This window comes from Pseudomonas sp. GW821-FHT09C09, from assembly GCF_059418105.1.
Genome location: NZ_JBWKPF010000002.1, coordinates 372,962 through 399,563, shown reverse-complemented (window position 1 = coordinate 399,563; position 26,602 = coordinate 372,962). Strand labels below are relative to the sequence as shown.

The following is a 26,602-nucleotide window of genomic DNA, read 5'->3' as shown; positions in this document are numbered from 1 at the left end:
CAGAATCTACAGTTCGACAGCGGTAGTTCGTCGCGCCAGACTCGCTCGATTGATCGTCAGCTCGCCACTCACGTCCGGGCCTCGATAAACCATGGATGTTTCATGGTGCACATAATCGCCATAGCGCTGCGCGCTCAACCAGTTGAACGAGCCGACGCAGAGCAGTTCTTCGTCAGCCATCACGATTTTGCTGTGCACCTTGTTAACCATCCGCACCTGAATATCCCGGGCTTGCAGCGTACTGATCGCCTCTTTGAATTGCGCGATCTTGGTCGAGTCACCTGGATCCGTGGCGTGTCTGATATCGGTATTGAATCGCAGGTCGGTGTAAACCACGACCTGCACGCCCCGCTCCACGGTGCTGCCCATCAAGTCCAGTGCCCCGCTTTCCTGCATCCAGCGTAACTTCACCCAGGGCGTCACAATTTGCACCTGTTGACGCGCCGTTCCCAGTGTTTGCATCAGAAATCGATCGTGCTCATCCACTTCATGCAGGTGGCTCAAACCGGTTCGCATGGTCTGCAGATCTTCACGGGGCTGGTAAACGAACGAAAGCTCGTTCGCCGGATCCGCCAGCAGAAACCGGGCCAGTCGCCCGCGTGGTTTGCTGATCGGAACCTGGCTAAACAGGTCCATGTCGCCAAATACCAGGAAACTGTCCTTGGCACGGGAAACCGCAACATTGAGCATGCTGTCCCTGCGGTCGATAAATTCCCCATCAGCATGTTTTGAATAAACAGCGGAAAAAATGACCACTGCACGTTCCGCGCCTTGAAACGAGTGCACCGTGCCAACGGTCAACTCGCCCTCGCCTTTTCCGGTTCTTATGCCTAGCGCGGCGCAAGCCTGGACAATTGCCTGGGTTTGAGCTCCGAAAGGCGTGATCACCCCGAGTATTTCCCACAACGGTTTGTTGTAGCGGGTTGTCAGCTCAGTAGCGTTGGCCTGAATCCATTTCGCGATCGTCTGCGCCTCCAGCAGGTTGCGGCGACTGCCACCATTATGCTGCTGACACAAACCGTCAATATGCAGATAGCCCAGCCCCGGCAAGCCACCGTGCGGTTTTGGTCCTCGTCTTGGTTGCAGCTTGCCCTTGTAACAAAGGGCATTGCAGTAATCGATGATCGAGTCGTAACAGCGTCGGTGTTCGTATAGGTAGATACCCCGGTCAAGTTCTCGATCGTAGTGATAACGGCTGGTCGACTGAGCGACCGCCATGACGCTGCCATTGGCCGCACTACGACCGCCCTCGCAAAAATCAGCATAGTCGTCATCGACTTGATCCCGAGCGAGCAAACCGGCACTCAGCAGGTTTCCGATATCGACGGCCGCCGGAATCGACCAGATCGGTTCAATCTGCCGGGTGTCGCCAATCACGAGGGCTCGTCTGGCCAGTGCAAATGAGGGCGCAGCGACTTCAGGCAGCACCTGGCCGGCCTCATCGACAATCAGCAGATCAATGAAATTGAGTGCGTAATCGTCGACGTACCCATTGCCATCATGTCGCGAGCAGGACATTTCTGTGGGTAGCCTGAAGAAAGTGGCCACGACACAGGGCGTAAGCTTCATCCATCGGCGCCAGTTTTTCTCAAGGGTCTTGCGCCCTGTCTTTGTGCGACTTTTCAAAATGTCCGGCAACGTTCGCGTAACTTCCAACAGCCAGCGGCCCTCCCAATAGTGGGTCGTCAGCAGAAAGATTTCGAAGCGTAGCGAGGTGTCAGCCCAATTATCGCAATCGTCCAGAGTTACTTCGCCAGCAGGTTTGTCATCCGGCACGGGTAAAACACCGATCACGGCTTGCCAGTTCATGACCTCGCGTTGCTCGCTCGCCAGCAATTTCTGCACTTCATGCAGCCGCGCCATGATCGTAGCGCAGGCCTGCTCGGCGTCAGTCACGGAGCTCGCCAGACGAGATTCGATTTCGCTGACAGTACGTGCACTTTCTACTTCGATGCAGGCATCCTCGAGCTGTAGTTTCGCCAGCCGCAGACGTTTGCTGGCGATCGGCCCGATCCAGCCAAACAGCGTGTAGATCAACGGTTCATGAGCCAGGTACCGTTTGAACGTTTTCAGCCAGCCTTGTGCTGTTGCTGCTTGTTGCGTCCGCTCCAGATGCTGTGCCTGGATTCGCTCGACTGCTGACTGGGGGCTATCACCGAGCTGCGCCCGAACTGCCTCACGAACGGTGACCAGCCTGCCCCATGCCTGCTCGACGTCGGAGAGATGTTGCTGGCGTACCCGGATCGCATCCTGGAGCCGGTCGACGACGCGTTGCAGGTCTGGCTCCGGCTCATCTGCAAAGGCAATCGCAGCCTTGGCCATGTAGGTCTGTCGGGCCTTTTGCAGGTAATCCTGCGATTCAAGTTCGGTATAGAAGCTTTTGGTCTGGTAGGTACGGGCCATTTCCGCTTCGGCTGAAACCTTGGGAAAATAGGCGCCAAAGCTTTTTATGTCTGGAAGCCAACGCCCCGCAAATGGACCACTTCCGTGGGCAAAATCCTTGCCGAATGCATTGATGATGTTCGTCACAGCCTGGTTGTTGGTAGAGCTTGCGACGATTACCGGCGGTTCGCCTCCCTCCAGGGCTGCCTTGGCCCAGAGCGAAGCAACGACCGACAGAAGTAACGTAGTTTTACCCGTCCCCGGCGGCCCGTTGATTGCCAATACATCACCTGGCTCGGCAACCAGCAGATGTGCCAGGCCATCGCGTTGAGCAGGCGCCAGGGCAAATTGATCGCCCGAGTGCCCCAGCCGTGCGGAAAACTGGCTATTGGCAGGCAGGCAGTCCTGGTCCGGACTGGGCTCTCTCTGAGCGAAACGTTCAAACAACGGCGCTTTGGGCTTGCTGTCGCGCAGGTAATCGTAAAGCGCGACGATATGACGGCTGAACCCGTCAGCTTTGGTTTCCTTGAACAAATAGCCGAAGTTGGTCAGATCAAAGCCGTCTTCCGTCCCGTCCCAGCCATTGCAGATCTGATCGACCATGTTTTCGCAAAACTGCAGATAGCTATTCCATCGTTCAAGATATGGCGCCGAGGCAAACTCTTCTCCCTGCGCTGGAGGATCGATATGCGGAACTTTCTCTCTGGATAGAAAACCGTCCAGTTCCGTCTGTGCCCCGATTGCAAAGTTGTCGCGATCCAGCGGCTCGAGAATGTCACGGGGAATCAACGTGTTCGCTGTGGGATAGATACGACCATCCCGGGTGACGAGCACTCGACAAATGACCGGGGTAACGAACACCGGAAGACCGTTGCGCGTCTTGCGATGCTCCAGCCTCGACTTGTAAACGAAGGGACGCAGAGTCACTTCCACAGAGGATGCCCTGGCAGGTTCGTCTGCAAACAGCACGTCAGTCTGCTCTGCCGGCACACAGCCGGCGAGTAACGAGTCCTGGGCCACGACTGTCAGTTTGGCGGCTTGAAGCACAGACAGGCTTCCATTGCCGTTTTCAGCATCTGCGAGGGAGTTACGCCAGTAGTTGGCGAGTTTGATGGAGTAGTCGTTCATCGTCCTGATTCACTGGGCGCCGTCACTCACTGTGACGTTTCATGGATGGGAATGGGGCGCGAGATTAGCGTGTTGGCGAGCGAACGCCAATCAACGCATATCTACAAGTGAGCACACGCGCTCAATCACTCAATGCGCACTTATCTGATCATCGACCCACATTTCACCGTCTCGGGTCACGGAAACATGAAGGCGTCAATTTTGCCCTTGGTGCTTTGCGCACTGACAGAGAGTGCGTTCGCCAGTGGTTTTTTCGAGGACGGCAAAAGCGAAGTGCTCAGCCGCAATTTCTTCCTGAGCAACGACTATCGCTCGCCCTCGCCCAGCGGCAAGAACTACAAACAGGAATGGGCTCAGGGGTTTATCGGCACTTTCGCATCTGGTTTCACCGAAGGAACTGTCGGTTTTGGCCTCGACGCCCACGCCTTTTATGGTCTGAAACTGGATGGCGGCCGGGGGCATTCGGGCACCGGTCTGTTGCCGGTGGACAGTGGCGGTCGCAGCGAAAGCGAGTATTCCAGCGCTGGCGGCGCCCTGAAATTCAAAGCCTCGCGCACCACCCTCGCCTTCGGCGAAATGACCGTCGAAACGCCGGTATTCGACACCTCGGACAAGCGCCTGCAACCGGAATACGCCACCGGATTCCTGCTCAACAGCCGGGAAATCGACAACGTCAATCTGGTGGCCGGGCATTTCACCGCGTTCAAGAATCAGGACAGCTCATCCGGCCAAGGCGACTTCCAGGGTTATGGCGCCAATACCAAGGCCGGCGGAATCACCTTCATCGGCGTCGATCTGTTCACCGAAAGCCCGGTCGGCGGCGCGCTGTACGCTTCAGACCTCAGCGAAACCTGGCATCAGTACTACGCCAACCTGCATTTCAAACAGTCCGGCGTGCTGCTCGACGCCAACGTCTATCACACCCGCGATACCGGGCAGGCACTGGCCGGGGAAATCGACAACACCGCGTTCAGCCTCTCGGGCAAATACGCCTTCGGCCCCCATGCGGTGATGCTCGGCTGGCAACGCATCAACGGTGACACACCGTTCGATTTCGTCGGTGGCGACTCGATCTATCTGGCCAACTCGATCAAATACGCCGACTTCAACGGGGCTCACGAGCGCTCGTGGCAAGCCCGCTACGACCTCGATCTCGGCGCGTTCGGCATTCCCGGCCTGAACTTCATGACCCGCTACGCTTCCGGCAGCCACATCGACGGCACCCACGCGCCCAAGGGCGGCGCCTACAACCCGTTCGACCCGGACAGCGGCCAGTTCCAGCCACAGCAAGGGGACGGCGGCAAACACTGGGAGCGCGATATCGATCTGCGCTACATCGTCCAGTCCGGGGCGGCCAAGGATCTTTCGGTGCAGCTGTCCCACGTCTCGCACCGGGCCAACAGTGCCCAGGCGGGGGATGACATTGACCGGATCTATGTGGTGATTCAGTACCCGCTGGGCTTTTGAGAACACGCTATCAACGCGTCCCCCTAAGGTCGTGTGCTTATTTTTACGCTTCAGCCATTCCAGCAAGTTGCTTACGTATAGAAAGGAAGACGATTTCGACAGCAGCGACGAATTGCTTCAGCGACTCGATGTCAGCCTGAAACATGTAAGGAGGTCTTGGATTAACGTCCTCACGACAAAATCTGGAAACTTTTGCCAGATTTTTTTCGGTATACCGACCTCCGTTATGTGCGACCGCATTGCGCAACGCCCGAAAACTCTCCACGATCCTGAGTTGTTTACGTTGCGAGGAAAAATCAAAACCGTGTTGCACGATCAGATAGCGAAACATTACGGCGAGTTCGGAGTATCCCTTTGTTGATTTAAGCTTTTTGTTACTCGCTTTCAGCGTATGACGTAACTTTTTTTTGAATGCTGGATAATTGACATCTCCAATTTCCTGTGCTGATAGAAAGTCGACTAGCAGCCCCAGATTGGCCTCAATCATGCTGTAAACCGTCATTACAGTGGAGTTAAGAAAAATATGGCGGTGCGTCGATTCGCGAGCGGTCAGTATCCCCAATATCAAGTGATCACTTTCCTGATCCTCGTTACCATATGTTGTCTTTACGCGATGCGTGGCTTTGGAGAGACGTTCATCCAGAGTTTCAAAGACTACGTCGACATAAGAGGTCATGTGTTTAATTTGTTTTTTGAAAATTATTTCCACGCTGGTATTAAGGATCTTTAACGCAACGGCCCTGTTCACGACTTTCTCCGAAGTTCGAATCTTACTCAGCATCGATTCCGACCTTTTTTTTCAACAGTCGGTTACCGGCAATTTCAATCGAGGCGGATTCTACCCCGGTGACTGATTGATGGCACTCTCGAACCAGACCCTGATTTTGAATTGGCGGAAGGCAGCCGGAGTCGAACCTGCCCGGGAACGGATGCCGTCCCCAACCGGGTTTGAAGCCCGGCCGCGCCACCGGGCGCGATTGCCTTCCTTGAACTCAGTCGGCGCCGGGGTTGGCCAGCGCGTTGTCGGAGCGGATCTGCCGACCCTCGCCGAGACGCCGGGTCAGGCCGAGGCGGTCGAAGTATTCGAGGATCTGGATACTGCGTTTGCGTCCCAAGCCTAGCGCATCACGGAACGCCGTGACTTGAATCGGCGGATTTTCTTCACCCAGACGCAGGAGCACCGCCGCCATTTGCCGCAAGGTGATGTCGGTAAAGAACAAGTCCCGCACCACCTGATGCATCACACCCAGCCGCGCCAGTTTGCGCAGCAACAGCCGAACAGTGGCGTCGTCCTGGCCCACGGCTTTGGCCACGTCGCGTATCCATGGCGGATCGAATCCGGCCTGATCGAACAGCGGCTGCAAGGCCTGCCACAGGGTTTCGTCGTCGGCATTCAGGCGCACCTGATGATCCGGCAAATGCAGCCACGGGCCGCTGGCGGTGATCGAACCGGCGCTGCGCAGTTCTTCCAGCAGGCTGATGAAGGTCGAGTGCTCGATGTTCAGTCCGCTGAAGCGTCGCAATCGATCACGGTCCGGGCCCATCTGGTCGGGCTCCAGTTCATGGAAGCGCGCCAGTTGTTCCAGCAAGGTGAACTTGAGAATGCCCCAGCGCTGAGCGTTGAACAGGACCTGGCCCTGACGGGTTTCGATCAGACGGACGTTGTCCGGTAGCGACCAGCTTTCACGCGGACGATTGAACTGACGCTCCAGACGCTGCGAATCAATGCCGCTTTCGCTGTACTCCAGCAACGTTGGCAGCGCTTGCTCGAGGCTGGAGCTGATCGCCAGCGCCCGCAATTGCGCCAGACGCCCGGGGCTGCGCCGTTGCCGGGCCGGGGCGAACGGGTCGAGCAACTGGCCGCCGCCGAGCGTGCGCTGGGCGCTGGGGTCGCGCAGGATCAACCGATCGCCCTTCACGCCGTGCACCGGAACATGGGTCAGCAGTTGCGCGAGCATGCGCTCGCCCGGAAGCAGCCGGGGTCCTTCGAGCAATGCCACGCGGGCGATCACGTCTTGCGTGCCGAGGTGCAGATGCACGGGCTGAAAGTGTTCGAAGGTGCGCGTCTCATCAGGCAGCAGCTGAAATTCGATGTCCAGGCGTTGAGTCGGTGCGAACAATGCTTCGGCGAGCAGCCATTGGCCGCGATGGATGTACCCGAGTTCCAGGCGATCAGCACTGATATTCAGGGCTACACGTTGGCCGGAAAACGCCAGCTCTGCGGGTTGATTCTGCGCGTGCAGCCCCCTCACCCGCACCGTTTTGCCCGACGGCCCGAGGTTCAGCCTGTCGCCCACCGCGACCATTCCCGACAGCGCCGTGCCCGTCACCACGATCCCGGCACCGGCGACGCTGAATGCCCGGTCGATGGCCAGACGAAACCCACCCTCGCGTCCCCGCTTCAACACTTCACCTTGCGCCTGCAGCAACGCTTGCCGCAGGGCCTCGACACCCTCACCCGTCACGCTTGAAACTGCCAGCATCGGCGCTCCGGCAAACGGACCGGGCGCCAGCAGATGTTCGATTTGCCGGCGAACCTCCACCACCCTGCCCGCCTCGACCCGATCAGCCTTGGTGATCGCCACCAGCGCCCGGGGAATGCCCAGCAACTCGACAATCGCCAAGTGCTCGCGGGTCTGCGGCATCACCCCGTCATCCGCCGCGACCACCAGCAACACCAGATCGATGCCCTGGGAGCCGGCCAACATGTTGTGGGTGAATTTCTCGTGGCCCGGCACGTCGATGAACCCGGTCAGCCCCGCTCCGGCCGCCAGTTCGGCATAGAGATAACCGAGGTCAATGGTCATGCCCCGCTCGCGCTCCTGCGGGCGGCGGTCGCCGGATTGCCCGGTCAGGGCCTGAAGCAGCGAGGTCTTGCCGTGGTCGATGTGCCCGGCGGTGCCGACGATCATGTCTGCAACGGCCCGAGTTGCGCGAGCCACGCCGGCTCGTCATCGAGTTGCCGCAGATCCAGCCACAGCGCGTCATCGTCGAGACGTCCGAGCACCGGGATCGGCAATTCGCGCAATGCGCTTTGCAGATTCAACAGCGAGCGTCCGCGCAGGCGTTTCGACACTTGAGGACGAGCGCACAATGCCGCGCTCGGCAGCCGCGCCACCGGTTGGCTGCCGCTGCCGATCATGCCCAGTGTCGCCACGGCAGTGACAGTCCAGCCTTCACCGAGAACATTGGCCAACAAGGGTTGCAGACGTTGGGCCTGGGCCAGAATTTCGTCTTGCGGGCGGGTCAGCAGGCGCAAGGTCGGTAACCGCTCGGCCAGACGATCAGGATCGCGATAGAGCCCAAGCACCGCTTCCAGCGCTGCCAGCGTCATCTTGTCGACCCGCAAGGCGCGTTTCAGCGGGTTTTTCTTGATCTTCGCGATCAGATCCTTGCGCCCGACGATCACGCCGGCCTGCGGTCCGCCGAGCAGTTTGTCGCCGCTGAAGGTGACGATGTCGGCGCCATCGAGCAACGCCTGACGCACCGTCGGCTCCGCCGGCAGACCCCAGCGGGTCAGGTCCAGCAGGCTGCCGCTGCCAAGGTCTTCGAGCAGCGGCAGGCCATGACGATGGGCCAGCTCCGCCAATTCAGCCGTCGGCACGCGGGCGGTAAAACCTTCGATGCTGTAGTTGCTCGCATGCACCCGCATGATCAAGCCGCTGCGCGGGCTGATCGCCGCTTCGTAATCCCGGGCATGAGTGCGATTGGTGGTGCCGACCTCGTGCAGACGCACGCCGGCCCGGGCCATGATGTCGGGGATGCGGAATGCGCCGCCGATTTCGATCAGTTCGCCGCGCGAGATGATGCCTTCCTTGCGCGCGCCGAGGCTGTTGAGGGTCAGCAGCACCGCAGCGGCATTGTTGTTGACCACGGTGACGGCTTCGGCGCCGGTCAGCTCGCGGATCAGGCCTTCGATCAGGTCATCACGGTCACCACGCTTGCCGCTGGCCAGGTCGAATTCCAGATTCAACGGATAACGGGCCGCCAGTTGCACGGCGTCTATGGCTTCTTCCGGCAACAGCGCACGGCCCAGATTGGTGTGCAGCACCGTGCCGGTCAGGTTGAACACCCGCCGCACCTGACTGCGCTGTTGCAGCGCCAGACGTTCGGCAATCCTGCCGGCCAGGGCTTCAGGGCTGATCTCGACCGCGGAGAGCTGCCCCGCCACGACCGAATCGCGCAAGTCGTCCAGCAACTGGCGCAACATCGCCAGCAGCGCCTCGCGCCCGTGTCGCTCGGCCACGGGCTGGAAGGCGTTGTGACGCAACAGACTGTCGATGGAAGGCAAACGCTGGGCAACACTGGCAGGCATCAGACGCTCCGGATAAAAAGCCGTTGCGCCAGAGTGTAGACGCTCTGCTTATTCGTCTCCGGGTGCCAGCAACAGATTCGGTGCCAGCCGCTGATAGCCGTCCTGGGCCAGGCGCATGTCCAGCAGCAGACTGCTCAAGTCTGCCGACAGCGCTTCGGCGTCCGCATCGTTTTCCAGATACAGCAGTTTCAGGTAGCTGTTACAACTTGGGCAGACCTCGGCCCGCAACGGCGCCTGATTTGCAGCGTGACGATCATCCTCAAGGCTCAGGTATTCAAGGCCCTTGCTCTGCTCGCAATACACACACTTGACCCGCACCACATGCCATTCGCAGGCGCACAGCGAGCACACCAGATAACGCAAGCCGTTGTGTTTGCCGCGATGGCGGATCACCCCGGCCATGGCCGGCGAACCACAGGCCGGGCACTGGCCGAGGCTGTTGCCGGGCGCCAGTTGCAGGTGCGGTGCGCTGAGCAGCCAGTGGCTCCAGGCCGTTTGCAACGCCGCGCCGAGAAACGGCACCAATGCCGCCGGCACCAGCGAATACTGGCCGCTGACCAGCGCCACCGCCCAGGCCCGCAACTGGCCGGAACCGGCAACCCGCAACGAGGTGACTGCATCGGCAACGGCGGGTTGTTCCGGTACACCGTAGCGTTGCAGCAAGGCATCGAGATACGCCTGCCAGCCGTCCTCGCGGATCAAGGTGTCAGCAGCGAACGGCGGCATGCCGTGTTGGCGGCAGACTTCAAGGCGTTGCTCATCAATCGGGGCATTCGAGGGCGGATCGTCGAGGACTTGCTGCTGCACGCGGCACAGTCCGGCGATCAGGCGCAGGTAATCGGCCAGCGGGTGGCCGTTCGCCAATTGATCAAGTCGTTCGGCGCGCAGCGTGAACAGGTTGTGCGGCGGCAAGTGCAGAAACGGCGGCGCACTGGCCGCCGCTTCGATTTCCCCGGGTTCAAGAATGGTTGGCAAGTGTCAGCCCTTTTTGGTGACCGGTCGCTCCGGCGGATCCTGGGATTCCACTTCGCGATACCAGAGTGCGTGATGTTTTTTCGCCCAGGCGCGGCTGACCCAACCGTGCAGCATCGCGTCCACCGAGCCCTTGATCCAGATGCCGGCATAGATGTGCACGATGATGCTGAGGATCAGCACGAACCCGGCCAGTGCATGCAGCAACATCGCCCAGCGAATCGTGGTGATGCCGAAGTAATGACTGAAGTACGCGCGCCAGATCACCAGCCCCGTAAACAACAGCCCGAGCATGCACAGCAGTAAAGTCCAGAACAGCATCTTCTGCCCGGCGTTGTACTTGCCCACCGGCGGCACGGTCTCTTCGTCGTTGACCAGCACCCGGTCGATGCGCCGCAGCCACTTCCAGTCGTTGTCGATAAAGAAATTCGAACGCCAGAAACGGAACACCAGGCCGAGAAAGAACACGAACATCAGCACACCCATGAACGGGTGCAGAATCCGCGTCCACGGCCCGCCGCCGAACAGGTTGGTCAGCCAGAACATCGACGGATGAAACAGCGCCAGTCCCGAAAGCCCGGCCATGAAGAACAGAATCGCCACCAGCCAGTGGTTGGTGCGCTGGTTGGCGGTGTAGCGCAGGATCGTCTTGTTGCTCATGGCCGGTCCTCCCCGCGTGGATCGAAGGTGTGCACCGCCGGATCGACCACGTGGACCGAGGTGTCGGGCGGTTCCGGATGGTCATCCTCTTCGGTGCGGTTCGGGCCGATCCGCACATAGTGGAAGAACCCGGCCAGCACCGCTGCGCCCATGGCCAGCAGGCCCAAGGGTTTGCTGATGCCTTTCCACAGGCCCACCAGCGGACTGATCGCAGGATTTTCCGGCAGGCCGGCGTAGATTTTAGGCGTGTCGGCATGATGCAGCACGTACATGACGTGAGTGCCGCCGACGCCTTCGGGATCGTACAGACCGGCGTTGTCGAAGCCACGGCTCTTCAGATCGACGATCCGTTCGGCCGCGTGGGTTTTCATGTCTTCCTTGCTGCCGAAGACAATCGCCCCGGTCGGGCAGGTTTTCACGCAGGCCGGCTCGAGCCCCACGGCCACGCGATCCGAACACAAGGTGCATTTGTAGGCCTTGTGGTCTTTCTGCGAGATGCGCGGAATGTTGAACGGGCAACCGGTGATGCAATAACCGCAGCCAATGCAGTGGTCCTGATCGAAATCGACGATGCCGTTGGCGTGCTTGATGATCGCCCCCGGGCTCGGGCACGCCGCCAGACAACCGGGCTCGGCGCAGTGCATGCAACCGTCCTTGCGGATCAGCCATTCAAGGTTGCCGGCGTCGGTTTCGTGCTCGGTGAAGCGCATCAGCGTCCACGACTCCGCGCTCAGATCCTGCGGATTGTCGTAGGTGCCATGGTTGTGGCCGACCTCGTCGCGCAGCTCGTTCCATTCCGAGCACGCGACCTGACAGGCCTTGCAGCCGATGCATTTGGTGGTGTCGATCAGCTTGGCGACTTCCTCCTGATTGCGCACCGAGGGTGCCGGCGTGGTGGTGGCCGAGCGGGCGATGATGTCTTGGCTGGCCATCTAAATTTTCTCCACGTTGACCAGGAATGACTTGGATTCCGGGGTCTGTGTATTGCCATCGCCGAGGAACGGCACCAGGGTGTTGGTCAGGTAGCCGTGACGCGTCAGGCCGGTGAAGCCCCAGTGCAGCGGGATGCCGATCTGATGCACGACCTGGCCGTTGACCTGCAACGGCCGGATCCTTTTGGTCACCACCGCCACCGCTTCGATGAACCCGCGTTTACAGCTGACCCGCACCCGGTCACCGGCAGCGATGCCCTTCTCTTTCGCCAGCACTTCGCCGATTTCCACGAACTGCTCCGGTTGAGCAATCGCGTTCAACCGGCAGTGTTTGCTCCAGAAGTGGAAATGCTCGGTCAGTCGATAGCTGGTGGCGGCGTACGGGTAATCCTTGGCCACGCCGAGGCTGTCCCACACCGAATCGAAGATCCGCGCCGCCGGGTTGCTGGTGGCTTTCTTGTTTTCGGGGTGCAGCGGGTTGATGCCGATCGGCGTTTCGAACGGCTCGTAGTGCTCGGGGAATGGCCCTTCGTTCATCTTGTCGACGGCGAAGAACCGCGCCACGCCTTCGGGGTTCATGATGAACGGGTTCATCCCGGCTTCCGGCGGCACGTCGGCCTTGTAGTCCGGCACGTCGGTGCCGCCCCAGGCCTTGCCGTTCCACCACACCAGGCGTTTTTTCGGGTCCCAGGGTTTGCCCTGCATGTCCGCCGAGGCGCGGTTGTAGAGAATCCGCCGGTTGGCCGGCCAGGCCCACGCCCAGCCCTGATGCTGATGCATGCCGTAAGGGTCGGCATTGTCGCGCCGTGCCATCTGGTTGCCGGCCTCGGTCCAGCTGCCGCAGAAGATCCAGCAGCCGGAGGCGGTGCTGCCGTCATCCTTGAGCTGGGCGAAGGCGGCCAGTTGCGAATTGCCCTTGATCGCCGCGCCCGTGGCGTCGGTGAAATCGGTGGTGGCGTAGCCGTTGACCTCCTTGGCGATTTCTTCCGGCGACGGTTCTTCCGGGATCTTGTACGGCCAGGAGAGTTTGAGGATCGGATCGGGATAAGCCCCGCCCTCGGTCTGATAACGCTGCCGCAAACGCATGAACAGTTCGGTCATGATCCGCACGTCAGTGCGGGACTCGCCGGGGCCGTCGGCGCCTTTCCAGTGCCATTGCAGCCAGCGGCTGCTGTTGACCAGCGAGCCGTCCTCTTCGGCAAAGCAGGTGGTGGGCAGGCGGATGACTTCGGTCTGGATGTCGGCGCTTTTCACATCGTTGTACGGCCCGACGTTTTCCCAGAACTGCGAGGTTTCGGTGGCGAGCGGATCCATCACCACCAGCCATTTCAGTTTAGCGAGCGCAGCCATCACCCGGTTCTTGTCCGGCAGCGCGGCAATCGGGTTGAAGCCCTGGCACATGTAGCCGTTGACCTTGCCCTGCCCCATCAGGTCGAACACCTTGAGGATGTCGTAGTTGGGGATGTCGAGTTTCGGCAGGTAATCGTAGGCCCACTGGTTTTCGGCTGTCGCGTTGGCGCCGTACCAGGCTTTCATCAGGCTGACGTGGAACTTGCTGTAGTTCTGCCAGTAGGACAGCTGGCCCGGGCGCAACGGTAATTGTGTGCGTTTCTTGATGTAGCCGTTGTAGTCCTGTTCGGCGTCGGTGGGCAGGGTCAGATAACCCGGCAACGAGTTCGACAGCAACCCGAGGTCGGTCAGGCCCTGAATGTTCGAGTGCCCACGCAAGGCGTTGACCCCGCCGCCGGGCATGCCGACGTTGCCCAGCAACAGTTGCACCATCGCTGCGCTGCGGATGATTTGCGAGCCGATCGAGTGCTGGGTCCAGCCCAATGCGTAAAGGATGGTCATGGTCTTGCCCGGCGTCGAGCAAGTGGCGATTTCCTCCCAGATTTTCTTCATCGCATCGACCGGCATGCCGCAGATCTGGCTCGCCAGGTCGATGTTGTAGCGGCTGTAATGCTGCTTCATCAGCTGATAGACGCAGCGCGGGTCCTGCAGGGTCGGGTCGACCTTGGCAAAGCCGTCCTCGCCCAGTTCGTAACCCCAGCTGGATTTGTCGGTATAGGTGCGTTTGGCCGCGTCATAACCGGTGAACAGTCCGTCCTCGAAGCCGAACCCGGCTTTGACGATGAACGACACGTCAGTGTAGTTGCGCACGTATTCGTGCTGGATCTTGTCCTCGGTCAGCAGATAATTGATGAGCCCGCCCATGAACGCGATGTCGCTGCCGGTACGAATCGGCGCGTAGTAATCGGCCACGGAGGAGGTCCGGGTAAATCTCGGGTCGACCACAATCAGCCGCGCGGCGTTGTGCGCCTTGGCTTCGGTCACCCATTTGAAGCCGCACGGGTGCGCTTCAGCGGAGTTGCCGCCCATCACCAGGATCAGATTCGCGTTGGCGATATCGGTCCAGGTGTTGGTCATGGCTCCACGGCCGTACGTCGGGGCAAGACTTGCCACCGTCGGGCCGTGTCAGACACGCGCCTGGTTATCGAACCCCAGCATGCCGAGACTGCGCACCACCTTATGGGTGATGTAACCCGCTTCGTTGGACGCCGCCGACGCTGCGAGGAACCCGGTGGTCAGCCAGCGGTTTACCGTCTGCCCCTGAGCGTTCTTCTCGACGAAATTGGCGTCGCGGTCGGCCTTCATCAGGTCGGCGACGCGGTCGAGGGCTTCGTCCCAGGTGATCCGGGTCCATTCGCTGCTGCCGGGCTTGCGCACCTGCGGGTACTGCAGGCGGCCCGGGCTGTGAATGAAGTCCAGCAGACCGGCGCCTTTCGGGCACAGGGTGCCGCGGTTGACCGGGTGGTCAGCGTCGCCCTCGATATGGATGATGTTTTGCGCAACGTTCTTCGCGGCATCGCCCTGGCTGTACATGATCAGACCGCAACCGACCGAGCAATACGGGCAGGTGTTGCGGGTTTCATGGGTGTGGGCAAGCTTGAAGTGGCGCACCTGCTCGGCGAAGGCCAGCGTCGGGGCCATGCCCAACGCGCCCAGGCTAGAGCCTGCAAGGCCGATACCGGCGACCTTGAAGAACTGACGACGGCTGAGATCCATCGTGCACTCCTGATCAGGTGGAACCCGGTACTTGAGCCGGGTTTTTTCTGGACAATCACGGTGGCGGCAAGCGAGTGCCGACTTTTTCACTGTAGACAACGTCGCCGCCGTCTGTGTGAAAACCGACCGTCGGCCATTCGTCGGTCACAAGTTCGCGCCCGCAGGGGATGGAGGTTTATCATCGCCGGCACGACCCATCTCCGCCCTCAGAGACCGCGCATGACTTTCGATTTTGATCAGGTATTCGACCGCCACGACACCGGCAGCACCAAGTGGAGCCGCTATGCGGCCGATGTGTTGCCGATGTGGGTCGCTGACATGGATTTCGCGGCACCACCGGTGGTCATCGAGGCGCTGCAACAGCGTCTGCTGCACCCCTTGGTCGGCTACAGCGTCGCCCAGGACAACCTGCGCGAGGCCATCGTTGCCGACCTCTGGAACAAGTTCGCCTGGCGGGTCAAGCCGCAGGAGCTGATCTTCCTGCCGGGCGTCGAATCGGGTTTCAACATGGCACTCAAAGCGTTGGTTCAGCCACAGCAGAATGTCGTGGTGCAAACCCCGAACTACCCGCCGCTGCGCCATGCACCGGGACATTGGGGCCTGAACAAGGTCGAGCTGGAGTTCAACGCCCAAGCCGACGGCACCTACGCCACGCCGCTGGATGCCTTGCGTGAATCCCTGACCGGTGGCGGCGCCCTGCTGCTGAGCACCCCCCACAACCCGATCGGCAAGGTCTTCGACCGTGAAGAACTGCAAGCGGTGGCCGACATCTGCATGGCGCAGGACGCCTGGATCATCTCCGACGAAATCCACGCAGAGCTGTGCTACGACGGTCGCGTGCACATTCCGACCGCGTCCCTGAGCCCGGAAATCGCCCAACGCACCATCACCCTGATGTCGGCGAGCAAGGCCTACAACATTGCCGGCCTCAAGACCTCGTTCATGATCATTCAGGACAGCGCCCTGCGCGAGCGCGTCAACCACGCCCGTTGCGGCATGGTCGACAGCGTCAACCCGCTGGGCATGGAAGCCACCCGCGTGGCTTACAGCGAGGCCGGGCCGTGGCTGAAGGAACTCAAGCAATACCTGCAAGCCAACCGTGACTGGCTGGTGGACGCGGTTCGCAGTCGTCTGCCCGGCGTGACGATCAACGTGCCGCAGGGCACTTATCTGGCGTGGCTCGATTGCTCGGCGCTCGGGCTGGACAATCCGCAGCAGTTCTTCCTCGAACAGGCTCGCGTCGGACTCAGCCCGGGCATCGATTTCGGTGATTTCAGCCAGCAATTCGTGCGCCTGAACTTCGGTTGCCCGCGTTCGTTGCTGGAAGAAGGCATTGCACGGATGGAGCAGGCATTGCTCAAGCACCAGGCCTGAGTCATCGCGTCAATCACGGCGGGCGCCGTGCAAGTCAGCGCCCGCCGCCTCTTCCCCGAGAAAAACTGAACCGCCGCCGCAGTCACCTTTCCATACTTCATGGCCCTGTCGGGTCGCGATGGTCAGGGCGGGCCGCGAACCATGACATTCATTATCTGGGTAACTGTGCTGGGCGCCGTCCTGCTGATGCTGGCGTTGACCTCGTCGTACCTGCGCTGGATGCCGGTCACGACGTCGGCCGTGTGCCTGTTGCTCGGCATCGGTATCGGCCCGAGCGGCCTCGATCTGCTGAAACTGCCGCTGGAACATGCCGCCTCGTGGATGGAGCACCTGACTGAAGTCGCGGTGCTGTTTTCGCTGTTCGTCTGTGGTTTGAAATTGCGGCTGCCGTTGCGCGACAAGCGCTGGCGGATAGCGTTCGGTCTGGCAGGGCCGGTGATGGTGCTGACGATCATCGGCGTCAGCCTGTTGCTGCATTACGGTCTGAAACTGTCGTGGGGGCCGTCGTTGCTGATCGCTGCGATTCTGGCCCCCACCGACCCGGTGTTGGCGGCGCTGGTGCAGGTGAACGATGCGAGGGATGTCGACAGCGTGCGCTTTGGACTGTCCGGCGAGGCCGGCCTGAACGACGGCGTGGCCTTCCCCTTCGTGATCCTCGGGCTGTTGCTGCTGCAAGGCGAGGGTTTGGCCGCCGAATGGAGCCACTGGGTATTGCGCGATCTGCTCTGGGCGGTCCCTGTCGGTTTGCTCACGGGTTACTGGATGGGCCGAGGTCTGGGGCGGGCCACGCTCGCATTACAGACGCGCAATGAAGACAGCACCGTCAGCCCGAACGACTATCTGGCACTGGCCTTGATCGCCCTCGCTTTTGTGGTGGCCGAGTCCGTGGGCGGCTATGGCTTTCTGTCGGTGTTCGCCGCCGGACTGGGCCTGCGGCAGGAGGAAGTGAAGTCCACCGGCGCCCATCAGCCGCCGGCCGAGCATCTGGTGCAACCGGTGGTCGGCCACCAGAACGTCGAACCGCAACACGCCGTGCATGGCGACACAGAAGGCCTGGAAGGCAGTCAGGTGGCCGCCGGGATCATGATGGGCGACATGCTCGCTTTCGGTGGTCTGGTGGAACGGGCCATGGAAGTGTTTCTGGTGACCCTGCTCGGCGTGGTGCTGGTCACCCACTGGGACTGGCGGGCGCTATGGGTCGGTGCAGTGCTGTTCTGTGTCATCCGCCCAGCCTGTGTGGCGTTGATGCCATGGGGATCATTGCTGGCGTGGCGTCAGCGAATGTTGATCGGCTGGTTCGGCATTCGCGGCATCGGCAGCCTGTTCTATCTGTTCTATGCCCTGAATCACGGCCTGGGCGAGACACTGGCCGCGCAGTGTACCGATCTCACCCTTTCAGTCGTGGCTCTGAGCATTTTGCTGCACGGCATCAGCACCCAGCCGCTCCTAGCCCGTTACGAACAGCGTAAACAAGCTGATGCCTGACCTCACTTCATCGACTGGGCGATGATCTCCACCAGTTGCATCTGGTTGAACGGTTTCGACAGCCGTGGCAGTTGCGCCGCAAACCCTTCGAGGCGCTCGGCGTAACCGGTGGCCAGGATGATCGGCAGATCCGGCTTGAGCACGCGCACGGCATGGGCCAGCTGCGCGCCGTTCATTTTCGGCATGGCCATGTCGGTGATCATCAAGTCGATCACTTCTCCTTGATCAAACAACTCCAGTGCCTGCGCACCGGAGGCCGCACCGATGACCCGATGCCCCAGATCCTCCAGCAACAGGCTGGTGCTGGTGCGCACCAGACTGTCGTCGTCCACCACCAGCACGCTGAGTCGCGGCACCGACGCCATGGACGGCCTCGGGCTCAGAGGCTTGGCCGCCATCCCGTCGACGGCGACCGGCAGCCAGAGCTCGGCGCAAGTCCCCTGTCCCTTCACGCTTTTGAGGATAAAGCGGCCGCCCAACTGTTCGATGAAACCATGCACCATCGACAACCCCAGCCCGGTGCCCTTGCCGAGGCCTTTGGTGGTGAAGAACGGATCGGTCGCCGAGGCCAGCGTCGCGTCGTCCATGCCTTCACCGGTATCGGTCACGCTCAAGCAGACATAGCGTCCCGCCGCAAGGCTTGCCTGACTCTCCTGCAAAACCACTCGCGGCTCGGCACCGATGACCACACTGCCGCCCTCGGGCATCGCATCGCGGGCGTTGGTGGCCAGGTTGAGGACCGCCAGTTCGAGCTGGTTGGTGTCGGCAAGCACCGCTTCAAGATCGTCGGAAAACTGCGTTTCGATACGAATCCCCGGCCCCAGCGAACTGCGCAACAGACCGGTGATGCCCTGCACCAGTTTCGGGATGTCCACCGGTTCGGTCTTGAGTTCCTGGCGTCGGGCGAAGGCGAGCATGCGCTGGGTCAGTGACACGCCGCGCAGCGCGCCCTGGGTGGCGTTTTCCAGTAGCCGACTGACTTTCGGGTCGTCGCCGACGCGTTTACGCACAATCTCGAGGTTACCGAGGATCACTGTCAGCAGATTGTTGAAGTCATGGGCGATACCACCACTGAGCTGACCGATGGCCTGCATCTTCTGCGCCTGGAACAGCGCTTCGCGGGTTTGCTCCAGTGCCAGTTGCGCCTGGTGGGCTTCGGTCACGTCACGGGTGATCTTGGCAAAGCCGAGCAACGTGCCGGTTTCGCCGCGAATCGCATCGACCACCACGTGGGCCAGAAAACGCGTGCCGTCCTTGCGCAGACGCCAGCTCTTGTTCTCGAAGCGACCCTCACGCACGGCGGTTTCCAGCGCCCGCTGCGGCTCACCGATCTCGCGGTCCTCCGGGGTGTAGAACATCGAGAAATGCTTGCCGATGACTTCGTTGGGCGCATAGCCCTTGATCCGTTGCGCACCGGGGTTCCAGTTGGTCACACGGCCTTCCGGGCTGAGCATGTAGATCGCGTAGTCGGTGACGCCCTGCACCAGCAGGCGGAATTGCTGTTCGCTTTGCTTGAGGGTTTCTTCGGCCATCTTGCGGTCGGTGAGGTCACGGGTGATTTTCGCAAAACCGAGCAGTTGCCCGTCCGGGCTGTAGATCGGGTCGATCACCACGTGGCACCAGAAATGCGTGCCGTCCTTGCGCACCCGCCAGCCTTCGCCTTCGAACCGGCCTTCGCGGATGGCTGTATCCAGTGCCCGTTGCGGCATGCCGACGGCGCGGTCTTCATCGGTGTAGAACCGCGAAAAGTGTTCGCCGAGAATCTCGGCTTCCTCATAACCCTTGAAGCGTTTGGCCCCGGAGTTCCAACTGGTGATGATGCCGCCGGGGTCGATCATGTAGATCGCGTAATCGACCACGGCATCGATCAGCAGGCGAAAGCGCATTTCTTCGATCGCAGCGGACTTCTTGTTCTCGCTCATCAGGCTTGGCTCAAAGCAGATTTTCAATAACAGGAGTATGCGTCAAACCGGCGGATTGGAAAGCTGCATCTGCATGATCGAGCTGCCACCAGCGCGGCAACAGCTGCTGGATGCGGCTCTCGGAGAAGCGATCGTCGATCAGCATGACCACGCCGCGATCCTGCTGGGTTCGGATCACCCGCCCGGCAGCCTGCACCACTTTCTGCATGCCGGGAAACAGGTAGGTGTAGTCGTAACCAGCGCCGAAGATCGCTGCCATGCGCCGTTTCATCTGTTCATTGACCGGGTTGAGCTGTGCCAGACCCAGCGTGGCAACGAAGGCGCCGATCAACCGGGCGCCGGGCAAATCGATGCCCTCGCCGAACGCACCGCCGAGTACCGCGAACCCGACGCCCTGGCTGTGCGCCGTGAACTGATCGAGAAACGCCTGCCGCTGCCCTTCGGCCATGCCCCGTGATTGCTGCCAGATCGGTATGTGCGGATGCCGTTCGGCGAGCAGCTGCGCGACCTGTTGCAGGTAATCGAAGCTGCTGAAGAACGCCAGATAATTGCCCGGGCGCTCAGCGAACTGGCGGGCGATCAATTCGACAATCGGTTCCAGCGACGCCTGACGATGGGTGAACCGGGTGGAAATCTGGCTGACGATCCGCACCTGCAACTGTTCGGCGCTGAACGGCGACTCAACGTCGATCCAAACGATGTCCGCCGGAGTGCCGAGCAGGTCGGCGTAATAGTGGCGCGGGCTGAGGGTCGCGGAAAACAGCACGCAGCTTCGGGCCGCTTTCAGGCGCGGGCCGAGCAGTGTCGCCGGCACCACGTTGCGCAGGCACAGTTGCGACAGCGGACGTTTGCGCTCGAGGTCGCGTTTGCTGATGTCGAACAGGTAGTTCGCGTCGAACAACTCCGCGACCCGGCCGAATTGCAGCATCTCGAACCAGGCATTCTGCAAACCGCTGTCGAGCCCTTGCGGGTGATCATTGAGGTAATCGCCAATGCTCGCGCTGCACGACGTGATTGCCTGCAGCAGTTTTTCCGGTGCCTTGTCGTAAGCCTGATACGGCGCCAGTTGTGCGTTGTGCAAGGCATTCCATTCCCGGTTGACCCGTTGCAGGGGCTTCTTCAACGCCTCGGGTGCGGTTTTGCGCACGCTGTTGAAGATCCCCTGATCGAGGGTGGCGCTGTACATCTGCCGCCCGCGCTCGACCAGGTTATGAGCTTCGTCCACCAGCACCGCGACTTTCCATTGATTGAGCTGGGCCAGGCCGAACAGCAGCGCGGTGAAATCGAAGTAGTAGTTGTAGTCCGCCACCACCACATCGGCCCAGCGCGCCATTTCCTGGCTCAGGTAATACGGACACACCGAGTGTTGCGCGGCGACTTCACGGATTGCTGCCTGATCCTGCAACTTCAATTGACTGGCCGCTTCACGGGCCGCCGGCAACCGGTCATAGAAGCCTTGAGCCAACGGGCAGGATTCGCCGTGACAGGCCTTGTCGGGATGCTCGCAAGCCTTGTCCCGCGCGACCATCTCCAGCACCCGCAGCGGCAGGGTTGCATTGTGATCGAACAGCACTTGCGCCGAATCCAGCGCCAGTTTGCGCCCCGGTGTCTTGGCGGTGAGAAAATACACCTTGTCCAGCTGCTGCGGCGCCAACGCCTTGAGCATCGGGAACAGCGTGCCGAGGGTCTTGCCGATGCCGGTGGGCGCCTGGGCCATCAGGCAGCGACCGGTGCTGACAGCCTTGAACACCGACTCGGCAAGATGACGCTGGCCGGGGCGGAAACTGTCATGGGGGAAGCCCAGTTGCTGCGCCGCCTGATTACGCGCTTCACGGTGGGCCATTTCCTGTTCGGCCCATGCCAGGAACAGGCCGCACTGTTGTTCGAAGAATTCGCGTAATGCTTCAGCGCTGAAGGCTTCGACCAGACAGGTTTCCTTTTCGCTGACGATGTCGAAGTACACCAGCGCCAGATTGATCTGTTCCAGCTGCAACCGGCAGCACATCAGCCAGCCGTAGATTTTCGCCTGCGCCCAATGCAGTGCGCGGTGGTTGGCCGGTTGTTTGCTCAGGTCACCACGGTAGGTTTTGACTTCCTCCAGGCAGATCTGCGTCGGGTCGTAGCCGTCTGCCCGGCCCTTGACCTTCAAGGTGCGGAACTCGCCTTCCAGCGCCACTTCGCTTTGATAGGCATCATTGCGCCGCGAGGCGACGGTGCGGTGACCGGCGATGCCCTCCAGCGCGGTGGGCGACGGGGTGAAGCGCAAGTCGAGGTCGCCGCTCTTGGCGGTGAACTCGCACAGCGCCCGCACCGCGATGCTGTAGCTCAAGCGCCCTGCTCCGCCCATTGCACGTAACACACCGCCACCGGCATCTGGTGCGTGTGGCAGAACTCCAGCCAGCGCAATTGATTGTCCTGCAAGCGGTCGCCGGGGCCTTTGACTTCGATCATCCGGTAGGTCTTGTGCTGCGGCCAGAACTGGATCAGGTCGGGCATGCCGGCGCGGTTGGCCTTGATGTCCAGCAGCAGGCGATTGAACCAGTGTTTGAGGTGTTCGGCCGGCAGGCAGGTCAGCGCTTGTTCCAGCAGTTCTTCATTGAGTGCGCCCCAGAATACGAACGGCGACTGAATGCCCCACTTGGCGACAAACCGGTTGCGGATGGTTTCGGCATAACGGCCGTCGTCCAGTTCCGCCAGGCAGACTTCGAACAAGGCGGCCCGCCGCCCCTGGAAATCCTCGTGGAGCAAATCCGCGGGCCCGCGCTGGAACGGATTGAAAAACGCCCCCGGCAGCGGCGCGAAAATCGCCGGCCAGCACAGCAGGCCGAACAGCGAGTTGATCAGGCTGTTCTCGACGTAATGCACGGGGCCGTTGTCCTCATGCAGGTGCGCCTGCACGTGATATTCCACTGACAGTGCCGGATCGAGCCGAAGCAGGTGCAGATCCAGACGTTCAACAGGTCGTGCTGCAACGCGCTTGAGCGGTGGCCCGCCGAGTTTGCGCCGCAGCCGTGGCAGCGCCCGTTGCAGGCCCTGGTGTTCGGCGGCGCTTTCCGGCGCCTGTTCGGCCAGCGTGCCCAGCTCCAACGCCAGGGCATATTCGCCGCAGCGTTCCAGCACCCGGATCATCCGCAACCGCGCACCAGGATAGGCACAGCCGCGATAAAGGCTCAGGGCCAGGGCAAATTCCGCGATGCGTTCGCAATGCTGGCCGATCTGGAACAGTAGTTTGCCGAGCCGACGCTGCAACCACGGGTTGTCGAACTGCAAAACGCTCAGTTCTTCGGCAATCGGCTCGATCGCCTCACCTGCCTCGAAACGCTGTTGGCAATCGTGCAGGAACAGACAGGCATCGACATCGGCACGGCTGCGCAGGCCTCGGGAGTCGGCGCTGAGCTCGACTTTTTCGTAGGTGTAGATCCCGAGATCGGCGAGGACGAACTCCGACCAGTCCTGGTAGAGGTTGCCGAAGAACATCAGGCGAAACCGGTCGCACAGGTCCATCAACGTCAGGCTGAACAATCGGTCTGCAATCGCCGGGCACCAGTCGTGCCAGCAACGTGATAAGGGAAACTGCTCATGCAGGATCGGCAACCAGTCGACCTTGCGCCCCTTTGGATCATCGATGGCCGGGCCGAAGGCTTGCACGACTTCGGCCTTCAGCAGCAGATCAAATAGCTCCGGCATCGACAGCAGCGCCTGTTCATCGAGCCAGCCATGATCGAGCAACGGCTGCGCGGCTGATGCAATGTCGCCGATTTCCGGATAGTTGAGTTTGCCCGCCCGAAAATGCACGCCCTTGCGCATCACCATCCGCACCAGCAAACCCTGGGAGCCGCGCGGCAGTGACTTGAAGTCGCGAATGAAGGCATGCTCCGTTTCGCTCATCACGTCGGCATAACGAAGCTCAAGCCAGTCAAGCACTTGCCGGAAGTTGTTGAGGTAATAGAACGGGTCGTCGAGGGGGCTGGAAGTCACGGTGATAACGGGCCATGGCAAGCGAATACTGGTTATGCGTACAGATACCAGTTCTGCCCCGACGGGCGCAAACGGAAAAGGATCAGTGGCATCCGCGATTGAGGTTTTTTTGCCAGTCCATCGAACTTTTACCGGGGATTTGGCACCAACCGCGTTAGAGGACCGACACCGGTCGAAATGAATGAGGAAATACCGGGTATGAATTTCAAGACGTTGTTTATGCCGATGACCGTCGTAGCGCTGATGGCGCTGGCCGGTTGCTCCACCCCGACCGTGGTGACCTTGCAGAATGGCACGCAGTATCTGACCCAGGACATGCCGAAAACCAAGTCCGAGGACGGCTTCTATGAGTTCCGGGACATTTCCGGCGCGAAGATCCGGGTCAAGTCCGACGAAGTGGCCACGGTGCGCAAGGAAGACTGACGATTACCCCGACAAAAAAGGCTGCAATCCTGTAGGAGCGCAGCCTTTTTTGCATTTTTCAGCGGGGTAACGCCATGCCCGGAAGGGAGCCGTCGCAGTTCAACGCGCGCTCACCGCGCCGGACCATTTCTTCCTGCAGGCGCTGGCAACGTTGACGCTCCTGCTGCGCCATGCGGTCGATGCTCAGGTTGCCGGTCATTTCGGGCTCATTGTTCTCGCCGATGCGAACGGTCACGAACGGTTGTTCGGGCTGGATATGAAAGCGACTTTTCTCTTCGACCGGCTCGCTGTTCTCGGTGGGTGCCGGTTTCGGCAATTCATCGGAGCTGACACCGTAACGGCTCAGAATCGAGCTGTGAGGCAAATCGGCCCAGACGTTGGCCGACAGCAGCGCCAACCCGACAATACCGATATACCCCTTGAAACCTTTCACGTTTGAATCTCCTGTACTCAATGGCGGCTTGCCCATACATGACGAGTGCGCATGCGATGGCTTTAGTCCGCATTTCCTGTTGGTGCAGGGCTTTGAGTCAGGTAGTGGCCAATGAGTCACTTTTGACAGGGAGAGGGAAAGAGTTCCCTCTCCACAGTCACCCTCAGGCGATCACGATGCCATCGGCACTGAGACTGCTCAGCGAAACCCCGACCAGCGTCACCGAATCAGCGCCAAACTTGAGCACCGTATCCTGCCCCACCGACGTGGCATGGGCGCGGAAGTCATCGCCGGGCAACACGCCCTGCACGCCGAGGAACACCAGTTTGTCGTTGCCGTTGAAGCCCACCACCCGGTCCTGGCCGAATGCGCCGCTGAACAGGAACGTATCCGCCCCGCCGCCGGACTCCATCAGGTCATTGCCGGCGCCGCCGACGAACACGTCGTTACCCGCGCCGCCGATCAGGTGATCGTTGCCGTCCAGGCCAAACAACCAGTCGCCACCGGCATGCGCCTTGAGGGTGTCGGCGCCACTGGTGCCCTTCACGCTCGACTCATACTGAGTGACGTTGTTGCCGACCTTCAGACCATCGGCGGTCACGCTGTGGGTCACGTCGTCCTTGAACAGGCCCCAGAGGAAACCCGGCTCCTTGGTGACGATGCTGCCGATGTCACGGGTGATGCTGATTCCACCGTTGGCATCGCGGATGTACAGGTTGCCGGCGCCGTCGTTGGCGAAGTCGAACTTGTTCACCGACTGCTGCAGCTCAAGGGTGTTGTTGCCCGAACCGCCGAGGATGATGTTGTAGCCGCCGCTGTCACGGAAGGTGTCGTTGCCGGCACGGCCTTCCAGATAGTCGTTGCCGCTGCCGCCCTGGATCAGATCGTTACCGTCGCTGCCGATGATGAAGGTGCTGCCCTTGTGGGGCTCGGCGTTGCGGTTGAGATCCTGCACCCAGGTGTTGGCCCTCGCCGGGTCCGACAGGTTGGCCACGATAATCGTCGAGTCACGGCTGGTGAGGTCGTAGAACTTCGACTCGATGACCCGGTTCATACCGTCGCCGTAAGCCGTCGGCAGGTGCGAGATCCAGGTCGGGATGTTGACGATCGAATACGGCAGCACGTTCCACGCGTTCGAGGCGTAGTGGTCGTTGAAGCTGACGATGTTGTCGGTGGCCGAGACTTTCGATGCGTCGTGCACGCCCAGCGATGCCCCGGTGAAGGTCGAGCCGTCGAGGGCGCGGAATACCGGATCGTTTTCGTAGCCGACGTTGAGCACCTTGTCGGTGCTGCTCTGGGTCGGCGAGGCGTAGGCGACGTAGTTGGAGTCCTGGAAGAACCCGCCCCACTTGCTGCCGCTCAAATCCGCCATGCTGTTCACCGCCAGCCCGCCGAGGCTGTGGCCGCTGACCAGCACGTCCTTGCCGCTGAGGCCGTTGGCCTTGGCAAAGGCCACCACGTTGTTCATCAGGTTGCCGAAGGCTTCGCCGACGTAGTTCTTGGCGTAATCCTTGGGGCCGAATGCGGCGAGCAGGTCATTGATGGCGTCGGCGATGGAGTCACCGATGAGGATTTCCCTTGGGCCGCTGGTGCCGCGAAAGGCAATACCGATTTCCGTGAGATGGCCCTGGGCGTCGTACTTGCCGAGGATTTCCACTTGCGCGCTGGTATAGCCGGGCTTTTCGCCGAAGAAGGTTCCGCGCACGTCGGTCTTGCCGTCGTAGCCCAGTTGCGACGCAGTGATAGGCGTCCAGCCGGCCTTTTTCACGACATCGAGGGCGAGTTTTTCCGAATCGGGATTCCACGGGAGTCCGGGAATCACCCCTTGAGAATCGGTGCCGCCGATCAGCGCACTGATCAGTGTGGCCGGCAGGCCGAGGCCGAAGCCGTTGTGCTGATAGCCGACCGCGAAACCGTTGTCGAGGTTGTGATAGGAGTACAGCGTGATGGCCATGGCATCGCTGAACAACGCCTTGGAATCCGCTGTGCTGAAGTTCTTGTAGTCATACACACCCATTGCTGTTGCCTCTCTCTTTGTTGGAATTATTCAGAGATAGCTCACAAC

At 60.8% G+C, this 26,602-nt stretch carries 17 protein-coding genes and 1 tRNA gene; 4 read left to right on the top strand and 14 right to left on the bottom strand.

Annotated elements, in window-relative coordinates; genetic code table 11:
* Nucleotides 1-6: 6 nt before the first annotated feature.
* The gene (locus AC07NR_RS06780) at nucleotides 7-3,510 is read right to left on the bottom strand and encodes an AAA domain-containing protein (RefSeq protein ID WP_495078135.1); all 3,504 of its coding nucleotides are present in this window, start codon (nucleotides 3,508-3,510) and stop codon (nucleotides 7-9) included.
* Nucleotides 3,511-3,696: 186 nt separating this feature from the next.
* On the opposite strand from AC07NR_RS06780, the gene AC07NR_RS06775 reads away from it, so the two are divergent.
* Nucleotides 3,697-4,977 (top strand): OprD family porin, encoded by a 1,281-nt coding sequence (locus tag AC07NR_RS06775; RefSeq protein WP_495078134.1) that lies wholly within the window; start codon nucleotides 3,697-3,699, stop codon nucleotides 4,975-4,977.
* Nucleotides 4,978-5,020: 43 nt separating this feature from the next.
* Here the strand turns inward: AC07NR_RS06775 and AC07NR_RS06770 are convergent, their stop codons facing one another.
* From AC07NR_RS06770 to fdnG, 8 genes are all read right to left on the bottom strand, one after another.
* The gene (locus AC07NR_RS06770) at nucleotides 5,021-5,758 is read right to left on the bottom strand and encodes a hypothetical protein (protein WP_495078133.1); all 738 of its coding nucleotides are present in this window, start codon (nucleotides 5,756-5,758) and stop codon (nucleotides 5,021-5,023) included.
* Nucleotides 5,759-5,867: 109 nt separating this feature from the next.
* A tRNA-Sec gene (locus tag AC07NR_RS06765) sits at nucleotides 5,868-5,963 on the bottom strand.
* 6 nt (nucleotides 5,964-5,969) lie between these two features.
* On the bottom strand, nucleotides 5,970-7,889 hold the full coding sequence (selB, locus tag AC07NR_RS06760) for a selenocysteine-specific translation elongation factor (protein WP_495078468.1): 1,920 nt from the start codon (nucleotides 7,887-7,889) through the stop codon (nucleotides 5,970-5,972).
* A complete protein-coding gene (selA, locus tag AC07NR_RS06755; RefSeq protein ID WP_423205676.1) occupies nucleotides 7,886-9,292 on the bottom strand; it encodes an L-seryl-tRNA(Sec) selenium transferase in 1,407 nt (468 codons plus the stop codon). The genes selB and selA overlap by 4 nt, the downstream gene beginning before the upstream one ends.
* A gap of 48 nt (nucleotides 9,293-9,340) precedes the next feature.
* On the bottom strand, nucleotides 9,341-10,267 hold the full coding sequence (gene fdhE / locus AC07NR_RS06750) for a formate dehydrogenase accessory protein FdhE (protein WP_495078132.1): 927 nt from the start codon (nucleotides 10,265-10,267) through the stop codon (nucleotides 9,341-9,343).
* 3 nt (nucleotides 10,268-10,270) lie between these two features.
* Complete coding sequence (locus tag AC07NR_RS06745; protein ID WP_114882931.1) at nucleotides 10,271-10,924, bottom strand: formate dehydrogenase subunit gamma; 654 nt, start codon at nucleotides 10,922-10,924, stop codon at nucleotides 10,271-10,273.
* Entirely contained in the window at nucleotides 10,921-11,856 is a 936-nt protein-coding gene (gene fdxH, locus AC07NR_RS06740) for a formate dehydrogenase subunit beta (protein WP_114882929.1), read from the bottom strand. Before fdxH ends, AC07NR_RS06745 begins: the two co-directional genes overlap by 4 nt.
* Nucleotides 11,857-14,922 carry a formate dehydrogenase-N subunit alpha gene (gene fdnG / locus AC07NR_RS06735; RefSeq protein ID WP_495078131.1) on the bottom strand — a complete coding sequence of 1,022 codons (3,066 nt, stop codon included), beginning with the start codon at nucleotides 14,920-14,922 and terminating at the stop codon, nucleotides 11,857-11,859.
* 219 nt (nucleotides 14,923-15,141) lie between these two features.
* On the opposite strand from fdnG, the gene AC07NR_RS06730 reads away from it, so the two are divergent.
* Together AC07NR_RS06730 and AC07NR_RS06725 are read left to right on the top strand one after the other, a co-directional pair.
* Nucleotides 15,142-16,296, top strand: a complete 1,155-nt coding sequence (locus tag AC07NR_RS06730; protein ID WP_495078130.1) for a MalY/PatB family protein — start codon at nucleotides 15,142-15,144, stop codon at nucleotides 16,294-16,296.
* 141 nt (nucleotides 16,297-16,437) lie between these two features.
* A complete protein-coding gene (locus AC07NR_RS06725) occupies nucleotides 16,438-17,781 on the top strand; it encodes a cation:proton antiporter (RefSeq protein WP_495078129.1) in 1,344 nt (447 codons plus the stop codon).
* A 2-nt stretch (nucleotides 17,782-17,783) separates the two neighbouring features.
* Here AC07NR_RS06725 and AC07NR_RS06720 read toward each other — a convergent pair whose 3' ends face one another.
* The 3 genes from AC07NR_RS06720 to AC07NR_RS06710 are packed head-to-tail and all read right to left on the bottom strand — an operon-like array spanning nucleotide 17,784 to nucleotide 23,681.
* Nucleotides 17,784-19,703 carry a hybrid sensor histidine kinase/response regulator gene (locus AC07NR_RS06720; RefSeq protein WP_495078128.1) on the bottom strand — a complete coding sequence of 640 codons (1,920 nt, stop codon included), beginning with the start codon at nucleotides 19,701-19,703 and terminating at the stop codon, nucleotides 17,784-17,786.
* 10 nt (nucleotides 19,704-19,713) lie between these two features.
* A complete protein-coding gene (locus AC07NR_RS06715; protein WP_495078127.1) occupies nucleotides 19,714-22,032 on the bottom strand; it encodes an ATP-dependent DNA helicase in 2,319 nt (772 codons plus the stop codon).
* Nucleotides 22,029-23,681: a VRR-NUC domain-containing protein gene (locus tag AC07NR_RS06710; RefSeq protein WP_495078126.1), complete on the bottom strand. Its 1,653-nt coding sequence runs from the start codon at nucleotides 23,679-23,681 to the stop codon at nucleotides 22,029-22,031. The genes AC07NR_RS06715 and AC07NR_RS06710 overlap by 4 nt, the downstream gene beginning before the upstream one ends.
* 198 nt (nucleotides 23,682-23,879) lie before the next feature.
* Here AC07NR_RS06710 and AC07NR_RS06705 point away from each other — a divergent pair, with 198 nt between their 5' ends.
* Nucleotides 23,880-24,104, top strand: coding sequence for a YgdI/YgdR family lipoprotein (locus AC07NR_RS06705; RefSeq protein WP_495078125.1), 225 nt, complete (start codon nucleotides 23,880-23,882; stop codon nucleotides 24,102-24,104).
* Nucleotides 24,105-24,162: 58 nt separating this feature from the next.
* Here AC07NR_RS06705 and AC07NR_RS06700 read toward each other — a convergent pair whose 3' ends face one another.
* Together AC07NR_RS06700 and AC07NR_RS06695 are read right to left on the bottom strand one after the other, a co-directional pair.
* Nucleotides 24,163-24,537, bottom strand: a complete 375-nt coding sequence (locus tag AC07NR_RS06700; RefSeq protein ID WP_085709820.1) for a hypothetical protein — start codon at nucleotides 24,535-24,537, stop codon at nucleotides 24,163-24,165.
* Nucleotides 24,538-24,700: 163 nt separating this feature from the next.
* Nucleotides 24,701-26,554 (bottom strand): polyurethane esterase, encoded by a 1,854-nt coding sequence (locus AC07NR_RS06695; RefSeq protein WP_495078124.1) that lies wholly within the window; start codon nucleotides 26,552-26,554, stop codon nucleotides 24,701-24,703.
* Between the last annotated feature and the right edge of the window lie 48 nt (nucleotides 26,555-26,602).